The sequence below is a fragment of the Alteriqipengyuania abyssalis genome (assembly GCF_019857185.1).
Lineage (GTDB): Bacteria > Pseudomonadota > Alphaproteobacteria > Sphingomonadales > Sphingomonadaceae > Alteriqipengyuania > Alteriqipengyuania abyssalis.
Genome location: NZ_JAHWXP010000003.1, coordinates 277501 through 292524, shown reverse-complemented (window position 1 = coordinate 292524; position 15024 = coordinate 277501). Strand labels below are relative to the sequence as shown.

The window sequence follows — 15024 nt, the reverse complement described above, 5'->3', positions numbered from 1 at the left end:
CGCTTTCGCTCAGGCGTCGGCGTGGTAATCTTCTTCGAGCGCGAGCGTGTTGAGGTCTTCATTGCCGAAGGTGGCGAAAGAGCGGGCTTCGGGGGCTTCGAACAGGACTCCAAACAGCTCGAACGGTTTCCCGTCAGGACCGAGATTGCAGATGCCGCGGCAAATGATGTGCTTTTCCACTCCCTGCTCGTCGATGATACGCGCATCCAGATGAAATGGGCCGCCCGTCACGGCCGCGCTGGCGAAGGTCTTTCTGGCCCGCTCCCGGTCTTCGGGATGATAATAGTCGATGGTAGATTCCAGTGGAGGGAGGCCGGCGTCCTTGGCGCGGCCGTGAACTGCAAAAACACGGTCTGACCAGAAAAGCTCTCTGGTCCGCAAGTTGACCATCCATGTGGCGACCGAACCGACGTTTTCGGCCAGAGCCAGACATGCGCGGTCCCGTTCGGCCTGTGCCAGCGCGGCGTGCATTCTGCTGCGCTCCACCAGCAGGAAAATAACGCAGACGATCGTCGAAAAAACGAACCCCAGTGCGAACCAGAGCAAGGGCGATATGGTGTCAGTCTCCGTGATACGACCTCCACTAGTTCCGACGGCCTGGAGCCGATCGCAGCTTGAAGGAAGGTGTCCGTGTCAGCCGTTTGCGCGCCCGGGGCGCGTCCATCGCGCCGCGAGATACATGGGCATGATCGGCAAGCCTTTCCCCTTTGCACGACGATGCTAGCAGATTTCTTGAGGACTTGAAGTGGTCAGGGCGATGTATCTGATCTTCTTGAAGAAAAATCAGGGAAGATCTGCGGGATTGGTTGGCAATCCGAGGCGCTCTGGAGGCCTGGAGATCGCGATCTAGAGCTTGCGGGGCATTCGTGACAGATGGGACCAAGCCCCGTGGCGATTACTTCGAACCGAGCCCTTTAAGCGCTTCGGCCAGCGGCCCGCGCGGCGCATCGTCCAGCTCGATCCCAGCCTTCTTGCGCGCCTCTTCGGCATTCGGTCCTTCTGCATAAGGGTCGATCGCCAACGCCAGCGACTGGGCGATGGCTTCGCCGAGATCGAACTTTTCACCAGCATACTCGATTTCGTCGAGATCTTCGGCCTCCAGCTCGATCTCGATTTCCTCGTCTTCCTGCAAGGAAGGGTGGATCGATCCTTCGGGTACGAAGCGCAGCGCGATGTCTTCCACGATCGCGACCGGGAAATCCTCGCCCGAGACCGCGCAGGGCTGGACGATGTCCGCCTCCAGCGTGCCGGTGACGCCAACCCGGTCCCCCTGTCGGTCGAGCGCGACCCGTGCGACCAGCCGGTCGACAGAGGTGATCGCGAAACGGCGAGTGAGGTCCGCTCGCTCCTCGTCGGTCGCCTCCAGTACCAGCGGCTGGCCGGTGATCTGGCGCAGCGCGATCGGGCGGGAGAATTCAGGGGGCGTCACCTCGGTCATGCCGCGATCTCACCGCGTTGCAGCGTGGCGAATTCCGTGCGTGCAAGGCGCGCGTGCAGTGCGCGCAGCCCTGCGGCCATGCGCGTCGGCCCATGCTCTTCGTCCCACAGGTGCATATTGCGCGCCACCAGCGCGGCCAGCGGCGCGTCGTCTTCTTGGGCCAGCGCGTTGCGCAGCGCCCCCGCACGTCCGCCCAGCGTGGCCATCATTCGGCCCATCATCTTGCCCACGGTGGGATCGCCGATGCCGGCCTCGCGCATCTGGCCTTCCATGTCCTCCACAAACAGTTCGGTCAGCCGCGCGGCGGCGGACACGCCGTGCGCGTCCGCATCTTGCTCGCTCTCCAGTCGCAGCATGAACAGCGCGGTGAGCATCGAGATCATGTCGAAACGACCATCCAGCGTGTCCGCCGCGCCGCGCGTTGCATACCAGTGCTCTTCGCGCGCAGTGCCGACCAGCGTGTGCCATAGCGGGTGCCATGTTTCGCGCGGGTCGGGCTCACGACCGAAAAGGCGGGTCAGGAAAGACATCATGCTCCTTCATTCAGCACCAATTCAAACGCCGGTGCCACAGCAGGGGGTATCAGGTTCGTGCAAAAGGCCCGTGCGGCTGCCATTGCACGTTGTGGGGCGAGGCCGTAAGGCTCGCGCCACGATATAGCGCGTGCGCCCGATCAAGGAAGGGCGCACAAGATTTGCGAAGAGGATTGCGAGTACTATGCGGATCGTGAGGGCAATCGCTCCTGTTATGCTGATGGGGCTGGCGGTAGCGGCGAGCGGATGTACGTCGATCCGCGAATCACGCGGCTATATCGAGGATGAGCGGATGACCGGGCTGATCCAGCCGGGCATCGACAACGAACAATCGGTGCAGAGCACGTTGGGTCGGCCGACCTTTACCAGCCAGTTCGGACCCGAAACCTGGTACTATGTTTCCAGCGTTACCGGTCGCAAGCCCTTCGTGCGGCCCAAGATCCAGACCCATTCCGTGCTCGCCGTGCGGTTCGACAGCGACGGCAAGGTGGTTGCCGCCGATCGATCGGGAATTGACCAGGTGGTCTATCTGAGCCCCGATGGCGATGAGACCCCGACGCTGGGCCGCGAGCGGACCTTCTTCGAAGACCTGTTCGGCAATATCGGCACTGTCGGCGCACCGGGTGCAGGCCCTGCAGGGGGCGGGCGCGGCCCGGGCGGCTGACGCTCCACCGGGTGCCGCGATTGTTCGCCTGCACCGCTTGATAGCGTGCAGGTGCGCCCCATATCGCGCCCCATGAGCAATTCTGCGGCCAGCCACGGCCTTGAACAGTGGCACGGCACCACCATCATCGGCGTCAAGCGCGGGGATAGGACCGTTCTCGCCGGGGATGGTCAGGTCTCCATGGGCAACACGGTGATGAAGCCCAATGCGAAGAAGGTCCGCCGGATCGGGGACGGCAAGGTCGTCGCCGGTTTTGCAGGTGCCACCGCAGACGCCTTCACCCTCTTTGAGCGGCTGGAACGCAAGCTCGACCAGTATTCCGGGCAGCTGATGCGCGCGGCGGTTGAGCTGGCGAAGGACTGGCGGACCGACAAGTACCTGCGCAATCTCGAAGCGCTGATGATCGTGGCCGACAAGGACACGCTGCTGGTGCTGACCGGCAATGGCGACGTGCTGGAACCCGAAGGCGGCATCGCCGCAATCGGCTCCGGCGGCAACTACGCGCTCGCCGCCGCACGCGCGCTCTCCGATTACGAGACCGATCCCGAAAAGATCGCCCGCCGCGCGATGGCCGTGGCAGCAGAAGTCTGCGTCTTCACCAACGACCAGGTGACGCTCGAAACCGTATAGCTCCCCTCCCGCTTGCGGGAGGGGTTGGGGGTGGGCCGTCCTGCCTCCGCAATCCCACCCCCCGACCCCCTCCCGCAAGCGGGAGGGGGAGTAGGAAGAAAATGACCCAGTCCCTCACTCCCAAGGCGATCGTCGCCGCGCTCGACGAACACATCATCGGCCAGAAGGAAGCCAAGCGCGCGGTTGCCGTGGCGCTGCGCAACCGCTGGCGCAGGCAACGGCTGGGACCGGACCTGCGCGACGAGGTGACGCCCAAGAACATTCTGATGATCGGCCCGACCGGCTGCGGGAAGACCGAGATTTCGCGTCGGCTTGCCAAGCTGGCCGAAGCGCCCTTCGTGAAGGTGGAAGCGACCAAGTTCACCGAAGTCGGCTATGTCGGCCGTGACGTCGAACAGATTGCGCGCGACCTGGTCGAAGAAGCAATCCGGCTGGAGAAGGACCGTCGCCGCGAGGCGGTGCGCGAATCCGCCAGCGAAGCGGCGATGGAGCGCCTGCTCGATGCGCTGGTGGGCGACAGCGCCTCCGAAGCGACCCGCCAGAGCTTCCGCGAGCGGATCACGCAGAACGCGATGAACGATGTCGAGGTCGAGATCGAGGTGCAGGACCAGCCGGCGACCACGATGGATATCCCCGGCATAGGCGGCAATGTCGGCATGATCGACCTGTCCGACATGTTTGGCAAGGCGATGGGCAGGAAGCCCACCAGCCGCCGCAAGCTGCGCGTGCCAGAGGCGTGGGATCGGCTGGTCGACGAAGAAGCCGAAAAGCGGATGGACCAGGACGATGTCGCGCGCGTCGCGCTGCAGAACGCGGAGACCAACGGGATCGTCTTCCTCGACGAGATCGACAAGATCGCCGTGTCCGATGTGCGTGGTGGCTCGGTCAGCCGCGAAGGCGTGCAGCGCGACCTGCTGCCGCTGATCGAGGGAACCACCGTGGCGACCAAGCACGGCCCGATGAAGACCGACCACGTGCTGTTCATCGCGAGCGGTGCGTTCCACGTCTCCAAGCCTTCCGACATGCTGCCCGAACTGCAGGGCCGCCTGCCGATCCGGGTCGAACTGCGCGCGCTGACCGAGGAAGACTTCGTGCGGATCCTCAGCGAAACGCGCGCCAACCTCGTCCAGCAATACACCGCGCTCATCGGGACCGAGAAGGTCACGCTCGAGATCACGGACGAGGCGGTGCGCGAAGTCGCCAAGATCGCCGCGCAGGTGAACGAGGCGGTCGAGAATATCGGCGCCCGCCGCCTGCAGACGGTGATGGAGCGGCTGGTGGAAGACATCAGCTTCGAGGCGGAAGAGCACGCAGGCGAGACCATCACCATCGATGCCGCCTATGTGCGCGAACGGCTCGACGATCTCGCGCGGGATACGGATCTCAGCAAATATATCCTGTGATCGTATGACGCTCGTCGAGGGATCGCGCCTTCCGCTGGATGCGGATTGACGCGGCCTGTCGTGCGGTAGAGGCCCCCGCTATCGCCGCTTGACCGCGCTGCTTTCACCCTCGAAGGCGGGTGCGCATGAACGAACCCACACGCCTCACCACCGCGCAGGAATACTGGCTCGCCGTTGCGGCGGCGGTGGTGACTGCCAATGCCTATTACATTCACCCGATCATCGGCGATGTGGCGGATCATTTTGGCGTCGGGCATGCCGAGATCGGGCTGGTGCCCGCGCTCAACCAGTTGGCGCTGGCGCTGGGCATCCTGCTGCTGCTGCCGCTGGGCGATCGTTTCTCCAACAGCACACTGACGATCCTGTTCACCATCGGCCAGTGCGTCGGGCTGATCGGGATGACGCTGGCGCAGAGCTTCGTCACCTTTACCGCCGGGTCGACCCTGCTCGGCTTCTTCACCATCGCACCATACCTGCTGCCCGCCTACGCATCGAAGCGCGTCGCGCCCGAGCGGCTCGGCCATGTCACCGCGATCCTGACCGCGGGGGTGATATTCGGCATTCTGGTCGCGCGGGTCGGGGCAGGCGTGGTCGCCGAGTACTGGGGATGGCGCGCGGTGTACTGGATCGCGAGCGGGCTGATGATCGCGATCACGCTCGCGCTGCCCACGATCATGGAAAAGGGCGTGCGCGACAAGGACGCCAGCCGGCTGCCCTATCTCGGCCTGATCGCCTCGCTCCTCGCCCTGACGCGCGAGCGGCGCGAGATCCTGCTGTCGGGGGCGATCCAGGGGATCGGCTTCGGCCAGTTCATCGCGCTGTGGCTGGGGCTGGCGCTGCACCTGACGGCGCCCGAGATGGGCTATGGCACCGACGTGGTCGGCTATCTTGCCGGTTTCGCGGCGATCAGTGTGTTCTCCACCCCCTATTGGGGCCGGCTGGCGGACCGGATCGGGCCGCGCAAGGCACGCGTGCGCTTCGCCATCGTCCAGATGCTCGGCATTTCGCTGCTGTGGCCCTTCGGGGGGAGCCTGTGGTTGCTGATGATCCCGATCCTGATCGGCAATATCGTCGGCCCGGCGATCGACGTGACCAGCCGGATGACGTTTCTTTCGCAGGAGCCTGCGCTGCGTACCCGGCTGACCACGATCTATATCGTGATGATGTTCATCGGCGGCAGCATCGGCAGTATCGCGGGAACATCGCTGTTCGACGCGTTCGGCTGGGCAGGCACTTCGCTGGCGATCCTCGCCAGTTGCGCCTGCCTCGCGATGCTCTCCTACGTGGCGTACCGGCTGTACGGCGACCGCGACCAGCCGACCGGCTGAGCCAGTGGCCTACGGGTGCGGCGCGAGGCCGATCTCCACGCCCGTGCGGTCGGTCGCGCCGTGGCGGTCGACCAGATCGGCGCTCGCCTCGTTGAGGCCGACGACCTGCACACTGCGGCCATGCATCCGCATCCGCTCGACCACCTTGTCGAGGGCGCCGATGGCGGAAATGTCCCAGAAGTGCGCCCGGGTGACGTCGATGATCACGTGGTCCGCCGGGTCCGGCTGGAGGCTTTCCGGCCCCAGGGCCGCTTCGAACCGGGCGACGCTGCCGAAGAAGATCTCGCCATGCGCGGTGTAGGTGGCGGTCTCGCCTTCCTCTGTCACCGTGCGGGTGCGCTCCACCTCGAACATGTGCATCACCTTCTGGACGAAGAAGATGCCCGACAGCAGCACGCCGACCAGCACGCCGATGGCGAGGTTGTGGGTGAACACCACCACCGCGACGGTGACGAACATCACCATCGAGCTTTGCCACGGGTGCACGCGCAGGTTGGGGATCGAGTTCCAGCTGAACGTGCCGATGGAGACCATGATCATGATCGCCACCAGCGCGGGCATCGGCACCTGGCCGACGATCCCGCCGAGCAGGACGAGCATGATGAGGAGCGCGAGGCCCGCAGTGAAGGTGGAAAGCCGCCCGCGGCCACCGGACGTCACGTTGATGACCGACTGCCCGATCATCGCGCAGCCGCCCATGCCGCCGAACAGCGCGGCGACGATGTTGGCGATGCCCTGTCCGCCGCACTCGCGCTGCTTGTCGCTGCCGGTGTGCGTCATGTCGTCGACGATCTGCGCGGTCAGCAGGCTCTCGAGCAGCCCGACCGCCGCCATGGTGAGCGAGTAGGGCGCAATGATCGCCAGCGTTTCCCACGTCAGCGGGACGTCGGGCAGCATAAAGAAGGGCAGGCCCTGCGGCAGCTCGCCCATGTCGGACACCGTGTTGACCGGCGAGCCGAGCCATAGCGACAGGCAGGTCAGCACAATGATCGCGACCAGCGGGCTGGGGATCGCGGTGGTCAGCTTGGGTACGAGGTAGATCATCGCGAGGCCACCTGCGACCATCGCATAGGTGATCCAGTTGACGCCCTCGTTGGTCGGGTCGAGCTGGGGCAGCTGCGCCATGAAGATCAGGATGGCGAGCGCGTTGACGAAGCCGGTGATAACGCTGCGGCTGACGAACTGCATCAGCAGGTTGAGCTTGAGCAGCGCGGCGATGCCCTGAAAGACGCCCATCAGGATCGTCGCGGCGAACAGGTATTCCACGCCATGATCGCGCACCAGCGGCACCACCACCACGGCGACGGCAGCGGTCGCGGCGGAAATCATGCCCGGACGCCCGCCGGTAAAGGCGATCACCATCGCAATCGCGACCGAGGCGTAGAGGCCCACGCGCGGATCGACGCCTGCGATGATCGAGAAGCCGATCGCTTCCGGGATCAGCGCCAGCGCGACGACGATGCCCGCCAGCACATCGGCGCGGACATTGCCGAACCATTCGCTCTTCCATCGGGCTGCTGTGCTGGCATGCGCGTGCGCGCCGGTGCTGGGCGTCATGGGAAATCCGTCAATTTTTGTCTGGAACGCATGACCCGTGCACCATGCTGCGCTGCAACACAACCCCGAGGGCGTGCGCGCTTCGCCGATTGCTCAAGGCGTTGGTCGATAGGCGGGGCCGTGACCTTGCGGGCAGCGGGGCGCTCTGGTTGATTGGCGTGCGGAGCTTTTCTGGGGGACTATCATGCTGAAATCCGCACTTGCCGTCGGCGCCGCCGCGCTTGCCTTTGCCACGCCCGCGCTTGCGCAGGATGCCGCGTCCGATCTGGAGCCGGGCCTGTCCGCGCCCGAGATCGAGTTTACGCAATGGACGCTCGATAACGGATTGCGCGTCATCGCGATTCCCGACGATGGCACCGCCACGGTCACCACATCGCTGTGGTACGAAGTCGGGTCGAAGCACGATCCCGAAGGGCGCAGCGGCTTCGCGCACCTGTTCGAGCATATTCTCAGCCGCAAGACCGAGAACATGCCCTACAACATGATCTACGGCCTCACCGCGGATGTCGGCGGCACGCGCAATGCCTCGACCGGGTCCGACCGGACCAACTATTACGAGACGGTCCCGGCGGAATATCTCGAGACGATGCTGTGGACCCACCGCGAACGCATGTTCAAGCCGGTGATCGACCAGGAGGTGTTCGATTCGGAACGTGGGGTGGTGAAGGAGGAGCTGCGCCAGCGCGTGCTCGCACCGCCCTATGGCCGCCTCCAGCGCTTCGTGATCGCGGAGAACGCCTATGATGTGCTGCCGCAGCGCCGCCCGGGTATCGGCTCGATCGAGGAACTCGATTCCGCGACGCTCGACGATGCGCGTGCCTTCCACCAGGCGTTCTACGGCCCCGACACCGCCACGCTGATCGTCGCGGGCAATTTCGACATGGCCAACCTTCGCGCGCTGGTCGACGCGTATTTCGGCGACATCCCGCGCCGCGCGGATCCGGTCGACCTGACCATCACCGCCCGCGAGCCCGAGCGGACCGAGCCGCGCAGCTTTGTCGCCACCGCGCCCAACGTGCCGCTGCCGGTTGCCGGTTCCATCTGGAAAGCGCCGGGCTCGGGCAGCGAGGATAGCGCCGCACTCGACGTCCTCACCGCGATCATGGCGCGCGGGCAGAGCAGCCGCCTGTATGATGCGCTGGTGCGCACCGGCAAGGCGGTCGACAGCGCGATGTTCTATTCCGAAAGCGAGGAGGGCGGCTATGTCGCCAGCTTCGCGGTCACCAACCCCACCGCCGACGCGGACGAGGTCGACGCGCTGCTCAAGGCGGAGCTGGAGAAGATCCGCACCCAGCCGGTGAGCGCGGCCGAACTTGCCGAAGCCAAGAGCGAGCTGTTCGCGGACTCGCTGCGCCGGCGCGAGACCGCGCGGGGCCGGGCGTTCGAGCTGGGCGAGGCGCTGGTGTCCACCGGCAACCCCCGCGCCGCCGATGACCGGCTGGCAGCGATCGCGGCGGTGACGCCCGAAGATGTCCAGCGCGCGGCGGCCAAGTGGCTCGCCTCCAACGCGCGGGTCGACATGCGCTATGTCGCGGGCGAGGAGAATCCGGAGGCCTATGCCAACCCGGTCCCGATGCCGACCTTCCGCAGCCTGCCCGCCGCCACCGGAGAACCGCTCTCCGTGCTTCCCGAAGGCGAGCGGCAGCAGCCGCCCGCAGCAGGCGCGCGGCCGACGGTGGTCGCGCCCGAGATCGTCGAGCAGACGCTCTCCAACGGGATCGACGTGGTTGCCGCACAGACCGGAAACGTTCCGATCGCCACGATGACCGTGCTGGTCCCCGGCGGCGCGTCGACCGATACGCGCGCCAAGGCAGGCGTTGCCCAGTTTGCCGCCTCGCTCGCCGATCACGGCACTGCGAACATGAGCGCGCAGGAAATCGCCGCGCGTCTGGAAAGCCTCGGCGCCAGCTTCGGCGCGAATGCCGGGCGCGATGGCACTTTTTTCAGCCTGACCGCGCCGGTCGTCAATTTCGAGGCGGCGGGTGAAGTGCTGGCGGACATCGTGCGCTCCGCCCAGTATCCGCAGGACGAGCTGGACCGGGAGCGCAAGCGTGCGATCGACGGCCTGCTGGTCGAAATGAAGGACCCGGGCGATCTGGCGGGCAAGGTCGCCACGCTGGTTATGTACGGCGATGCGCCCTACGGATCGCAGCCCGGCGGCACGGCGGACAGCCTCGCCGCGATCACCCGCGAAGACCTGCTCGCCCACAGGCAGACCTGGTGGCATCCGGGCGAGACCAAGATCATCGTCAGCGGCGGCATCGCGCCCGCGCAGGCGACCGCGCTCGCGAACACGCTGTTCGGGGACTGGCAGGTCGATGCGCCTGCGCCCACGCCGGTCGCCGATCCGGCGGGCACCGCGCAGCCGGTCCGCACGGTGGTAATCGACATGCCCGAGGCAGGTCAGGCCGCCGTCGTCGCGGCGGTTCGTGCGATCCCGCGCGATGACGAGCGCTATTACGCGCTGGATCTGGCCAACGCAGTGCTCGGCGGCGGGTCGAGCGGGCGTCTTTTCGAGGAGATCCGGACCAAGCGCTCGCTCAGCTACGGCGCCTATTCGGGCTTCGGCGACCGGGCGGATGATTCCGTGCTGACGGCGAGCGCGCAGACCAAGAACGAATCCGCCGACGAGGTCGCGCAGATCTTCCTCGACGAGTTCGCCCGTCTGGGCACCGAACCCTTTGCGCAGGAGCTGCTCGACAAGCGACGGCTGTACCTGGGCGGCAACTACGCGCGCTCGCTGGAAAGCAGCTCGGGCTTCAACTCGATCGTTGCGGGGCTGCTGCAGCAGGGCCTCGAGCCTGCCGAGGCGACGCGCTACGCCGCGCGACTGGCAGAGGTGTCGCCGGAAGATGCCACTGCGGCGGCGAAGGAGCTGGTCGATCCGGCGCAGGCGACGATCGTCATCGTCGGCAATGCGGCTGAGTTCATCGACGACCTGCGCGCGATCCGGCCCGACGTCGAAGTCATCCCGGCGGAAGGGCTCGACCTGTCGGCGGCGGATTTCGGATTGGAGGAGTAGGCTAGCGTCCCGGGCGCGCTACGCCTCGCCGTCGGCCTGCTGGCGCGCCCACATTTCGGCATAGAGGCCGTCACGCCGGAGCAGATCCGCGTGGCGGCCCTGTTCGGCGAGGCGTCCGTTTTCCAGCACTAGGATGCGGTCCGAATCCGCGATGGTCGACAGGCGGTGCGCGATGGCGAGGGTGGTCCGCCCGCGCGCGACGCTCTTCAGGGTCTTGAGGATTTCCTGCTCGGTCCGTGAATCGAGCGCGCTGGTCGCCTCGTCCAGAATCACGATCGGCGGGTTCTTAAGTAGCGTGCGTGCAATCGCGACCCGCTGCTTCTCCCCGCCCGAAAGCTTCAGCCCGCGCTCGCCAACCTCGGTGTCGAAGCCATCGGGCAGCGCGTCGATGAACGGCAGGATCGCGGCGCCGCGCGCTGCCTCGCGGATCGCAGCCTCTTCGGCCGGCCCGGTCTCGTGCGGGCGGCCATAGCCGATATTGTACCCGATCGTGTCGTTGAACAGCACGCTGTCCTGCGGGACGATACCGATCGCGGCGCGCAAGCTTTCCTGGGTGACCTGCGAAATATCCTGCCCGTCGATCAGGATGCGGCCGGCCTGGGGGTCGTAGAAACGGAACAGCAGCCGCGCGATCGTGCTCTTGCCCGCGCCCGAAGGGCCGACCAGTGCGACCGTCTCTCCCGCAGCGATCTCGAAATCGAGGCCGTGGAGGATGCTGCGATCCGGCTCGTAGCCGAAATGGACATTCTCGAACACGATGCCGGGCCGCTCGATATGCAGTGCGGGCGCGCCGGGCACGTCCTCCACCTCGACATCGGCGTCCACCAGCCGGAACATCGCCGCCATGTCGATCAGCCCCTGCCGGATCGTGCGATAGACGAAGCCGAGCATGTCGAGCGGGCGGAAAAGCTGGGTCAGATAGGTGTTTACGAACACCAGATCGCCAGTGGTCAGATCGCCCTTGCTCCAGCCCCACACGGTGTAGCCCATCGCACCCGCCATCAGCAGGTTCATGATGAAGGCCTGCGCGATATTGAGCAGGCCGAGCGAGCCGTCGGACTTGATCGCGGCTTCGGAATATTGCCGCGCAGCCTTGGCATAGCGCTCGTGCTCGCGTCCCTCGGCCCCGAAGTACTTCACGGTCTCGTAGTTCAGCAGCGAATCCACCGCGCGCGCCAGCGCCTGCCCGTCGAGATCGTTCATCTCGCGCCGCAGCTTGGTGCGCCATTCGGTGATGATCTGGGTCACCGCGATATAGGCGATCACGGTCACCGCGGTCGCGATGACCAGCCCGATCCCGAAATTGAGGTAGAAGATCACCGCCACCGCGATCAGCTCGATCACCGTGGGCGCGATGTTGAACAGCAGGAAATAGAGCATCGTGTCGATGCTCTTGGTCCCGCGCTCGACCGTCTTGGTCACCTCGCCCGTGCGGCGCGAGAGGTGGAAGCGCAGCGATAGTTGGTGGAGCCGCTGGAACACGTCCTCGGCAAACTGGCGGGTCGCGTCCTGCCCGACCCGTTCGAAGATCATGTTGCGCACATTGTCGAACGCGACGCTGGCGAAGCGCCCGGCGGCGTAGGCGACCACGAAGGAGATCGCGACCATCGCCGCCGTGTTCGCGGGCGTCTCCATCGCATCGACCGCAGCGCGATAGGCATAGGGCAGGGCAAGCGTGGTGCCCTTAGCGACCAGCACCAGCAGCAGCGCAAGCACGATACGGATGCGCAGGTCGGTACGGTCCGCCGGCCACAGATAGGGCAGGAAGCGCCGCAGCGTTTGCCAGCCTTCGGGGGCTGGCTGGTCGGATCTGGTTGTGTCGGTGGGCCCCATTGCTGGGCGCCATGTGGTTACCGCAGGTGCCCGAGGCAAGCGCGATCAGGTTTTGCCGCGCAGGCGCGTGGCCCGGGTCCGCCGGACGGAGGGGCCGCGAGGCAGGAGATCGTCGGGCAGGTCGAACAGCACCTGACGGTGGCGAAAATCGATCGCCAGCCTGTCGAGCCGACGCAGATTGCCGATCCCGAGCAGCATTGCGGGCCTGTCGGCGAAGCCCAGTTCGTCAAGCGCGGGGCTGTCTGCGAAGGCGACCGGCAGGTTGGCGAGTTGCAGGCTGCCCAGCCGCAGTGCGCCCACCGTCGCAACCTGCCCGTCGTAGCGCAGGCCGAGCACGTCTGTCCCGCTCACCGTCTCACGCTCGTGCGCGCGCAAAGCCTCCAGCAGGGCTTGATTGCCGAGCGAGAATTGCGCGCCGGTGTCGATGATCACCGCCGTCTCGACCCCGTCGATCACCGCGTCGGCGATGATCATCTGGCCCCTGCGTTCGTGCGCACGCACGACAATGTCGTAACCTGATCGCGGTGCCCGCTCGCCCGTCTCGACCACATCCATCCGACCGGCCCGGAAATCGATCAGCACGCGCAGGCCCTGCAGGGCATCGAGCCCGAGAATACCGTCCGCCCCGAGGTTGTCATCGTCGAGCACGGGGGTGGTGAGCCCCGCGATGTGCTTGTTGGCGAATACCAGGCTGTCGATCTGCACGGTCTCGACCCGCGCGCGGCCTGCGGTGCTGATGATCGTTGCGAAGCCGCTGGGGACAATGCCGAGCGCGCCGGTCAGCCGGTTGCTGAGGATGGTGCCCTGTGCACCAGTGTCGATCAGGAAATCGTAGGGACCGCTGCCATCGACAGTGACCGGTACGGTAACCCTGTCGTTCCCATCGTCGCGCAGAAGGACGTGCTCGATCGCCGGAGGTATGGCATCTTCCGCCATTGGCGCCTCACCGCCATTCGGAGATTTGGCAGGCTCGGCGAAGGACATCGCGACCAGCGCGAGAATTGCAGCATGGGCCGTGCCTGCAGCCATTGCTCGTCCACTCCTTCCGGCGGTAAATCTACCACCAGAGTGGCGATGCTCCAAAGGCGTTGGACGATTGCTGTCAGGCGCTGGGCACGGGCGGTGCGCGGCGGCGGATGACCAGATCGATGATCTCGAACAGCATGTCGCGCCGCAGGACGAAGACCAGCGCGAGATAGGCGAGGCCCCCGGTGCTCACCAGCACGGCCAGTTCCATCGGCGCAGGCATCGCGGGCAGCAGGCTCGCGACCAGCTTGACCACCAGCGCCATGCCGCAGGCCGCGCCCAGACCGGGGGTCACTGCACCCAGCAGGCCGCGTCCGTCGATCCGCAGCGCTGGGCCGCCGATAAACAGCGCGGCCAGCGGCAGCAGTGGGCTTGCGAAGACCCATGCCCGGGCCAGGCCGATACTGCCATCGCTCAGCCCGATCAGGAACGCGGTGATCAGGATCGCAGCGACCACCGCGCTCGATTTGGCTGACAGGTCGGGCCGGTCGATCGCATTGAAGGCGGGCGAAAACAGGATGTAGACCGTGAAGGCAGGCATCGCGAGCGCGAGCGTGGCAACGATCGGCGCCATCTCCCCCCACTTGGGTCCGAACGCGGTCAGCACCAGCGGCTCTGCCGAGGCATACATGCCAAGGAAGATCGGGCTGACCACCAGCATGATCAGGCGCACAGCGGTCAGGAAGGCGCGCGCCAGCGTCTCGCGGTCCGATTGCAGCCGGGCGAAGCTGGGAAAGGCGACGTCGTTCAACGGCGGGATGAAGCGCGCGGTGATGATCGTGACGAGGAAGATCGCCTCTGCGTACAGGCCGACATCATGCGGATCGAGGCGGCTGCCCGCGAAGAAGATGTCCGCCTGGGTGGCGATGGTCCAGCAGAAGTGGCTCGCCAGCACCCAGGTGCCGTAGGTGAAGAGGTGCTTGCTCCCGCGGAAGTCGAAGCTGGGCCAGTCGAGGCTCTTGGCGGCGATGGTCAGCCCGATCGCGCGGGTCCAGAACAGGGCGATCGGCGCCCACACCAGCGCCCACACGCCGAGGCCTGCAAGCGCGCAGGTGAGCGCCGTGCCCGCAGAGATCAGCGCGGCGATGATGTTGACCACCGCCGGTCGCTTGAAATCGAGCTCGCGCACCAGCAGCACTTCGGGAATGGCGACGAAGGGGACGGACAGGAACAGCAGGACCTGTACGTGCAGCAGCTTCTCGACCAGCGGCTGGCCGTAATAGTCGGCCACCACCGGGGCGAGTGCGAACTGGATCGCGGCGAGCGCGAAGTTGACGAGGATCAGCATGCCGAATGTCTGGCGCACCATTTGCCGGTCGATCGTCTCGCGCTGGATCAGCGCGCTGGCAAAGCCGTATCCATTGAGGAACGAGAGGAAGGTGATGATCACCTGCCCCATCGCGAACAGGCCGTAGTCGCCCGGATCGAGGATGCGCACCACCGCGAGCGTGACGCTCCAGGTGATGATCTGCGCGACGATCTGGCTGCCGGAGCGCCAGGCCACCGCAGACCGCACGGAATCGGCGAGGCTCATTTGACCCTCCAGGCAAGCGCGCGCCATGCCCAGACCAGCACATCGCGCCAGCGGGC

The 15024-nt window shown here is 66.0% G+C and carries 13 protein-coding genes (1 of these 13 only partly in view); 5 read left to right on the top strand and 8 right to left on the bottom strand.

Annotated elements, in window-relative coordinates:
* Positions 1-9: 9 nt before the first annotated feature.
* The 3 genes from KYN89_RS11245 to KYN89_RS11235 form a co-directional block, all read right to left on the bottom strand.
* Positions 10-546, bottom strand: coding sequence for a PAS domain-containing protein (locus KYN89_RS11245; RefSeq protein ID WP_222825145.1), 537 nt, complete (start codon positions 544-546; stop codon positions 10-12).
* A gap of 349 nt (positions 547-895) precedes the next feature.
* Positions 896-1438 (bottom strand): YceD family protein, encoded by a 543-nt coding sequence (locus KYN89_RS11240; protein ID WP_222825144.1) that lies wholly within the window; start codon positions 1436-1438, stop codon positions 896-898.
* On the bottom strand, positions 1435-1968 hold the full coding sequence (locus tag KYN89_RS11235) for a ubiquinol-cytochrome C chaperone family protein (protein WP_222825143.1): 534 nt from the start codon (positions 1966-1968) through the stop codon (positions 1435-1437). Before KYN89_RS11235 ends, KYN89_RS11240 begins: the two co-directional genes overlap by 4 nt.
* A 187-nt stretch (positions 1969-2155) precedes the next feature.
* Here KYN89_RS11235 and KYN89_RS11230 point away from each other — a divergent pair, with 187 nt between their 5' ends.
* The 4 genes from KYN89_RS11230 (at position 2156) to KYN89_RS11215 (ending at position 5996) form a co-directional block, all read left to right on the top strand.
* On the top strand, positions 2156-2635 hold the full coding sequence (locus KYN89_RS11230; protein ID WP_248285189.1) for an outer membrane protein assembly factor BamE: 480 nt from the start codon (positions 2156-2158) through the stop codon (positions 2633-2635).
* A gap of 72 nt (positions 2636-2707) precedes the next feature.
* Positions 2708-3265, top strand: a complete 558-nt coding sequence (hslV, locus tag KYN89_RS11225; protein ID WP_222825142.1) for an ATP-dependent protease subunit HslV — start codon at positions 2708-2710, stop codon at positions 3263-3265.
* A 101-nt stretch (positions 3266-3366) separates the two neighbouring features.
* Positions 3367-4668: an ATP-dependent protease ATPase subunit HslU gene (hslU, locus tag KYN89_RS11220; protein ID WP_222825141.1), complete on the top strand. Its 1302-nt coding sequence runs from the start codon at positions 3367-3369 to the stop codon at positions 4666-4668.
* 125 nt (positions 4669-4793) lie between these two features.
* A complete protein-coding gene (locus KYN89_RS11215; protein ID WP_222825140.1) occupies positions 4794-5996 on the top strand; it encodes an MFS transporter in 1203 nt (400 codons plus the stop codon).
* Positions 5997-6005: 9 nt separating this feature from the next.
* On the opposite strand, the gene KYN89_RS11210 is transcribed toward KYN89_RS11215, so the two are convergent.
* Positions 6006-7553: a SulP family inorganic anion transporter gene (locus tag KYN89_RS11210; protein ID WP_222825139.1), complete on the bottom strand. Its 1548-nt coding sequence runs from the start codon at positions 7551-7553 to the stop codon at positions 6006-6008.
* Positions 7554-7737: 184 nt separating this feature from the next.
* On the opposite strand from KYN89_RS11210, the gene KYN89_RS11205 reads away from it, so the two are divergent.
* On the top strand, positions 7738-10575 hold the full coding sequence (locus KYN89_RS11205) for a M16 family metallopeptidase (RefSeq protein ID WP_222825138.1): 2838 nt from the start codon (positions 7738-7740) through the stop codon (positions 10573-10575).
* 18 nt (positions 10576-10593) lie between these two features.
* Here KYN89_RS11205 and KYN89_RS11200 read toward each other — a convergent pair whose 3' ends face one another.
* The 4 genes from KYN89_RS11200 to KYN89_RS11185 form a co-directional block, all read right to left on the bottom strand.
* Positions 10594-12408, bottom strand: coding sequence for an ABCB family ABC transporter ATP-binding protein/permease (locus tag KYN89_RS11200; protein WP_222825137.1), 1815 nt, complete (start codon positions 12406-12408; stop codon positions 10594-10596).
* Positions 12409-12453: 45 nt separating this feature from the next.
* Positions 12454-13437, bottom strand: a complete 984-nt coding sequence (locus KYN89_RS11195; protein WP_222825136.1) for a retroviral-like aspartic protease family protein — start codon at positions 13435-13437, stop codon at positions 12454-12456.
* Between the two features lie 73 nt (positions 13438-13510).
* The gene (locus KYN89_RS11190) at positions 13511-14968 is read right to left on the bottom strand and encodes a lipopolysaccharide biosynthesis protein (protein WP_222825135.1); all 1458 of its coding nucleotides are present in this window, start codon (positions 14966-14968) and stop codon (positions 13511-13513) included.
* Positions 14965-15024 carry the 3' end of a glycosyltransferase family 2 protein gene (locus KYN89_RS11185; protein ID WP_248285188.1) on the bottom strand. The gene runs 870 nt beyond the window's last position, so the window shows 60 of its 930 coding nt (coding positions 871-930); the start codon falls outside the window, past its right edge — the gene reads right to left on this strand; its stop codon occupies positions 14965-14967. Before KYN89_RS11185 ends, KYN89_RS11190 begins: the two co-directional genes overlap by 4 nt.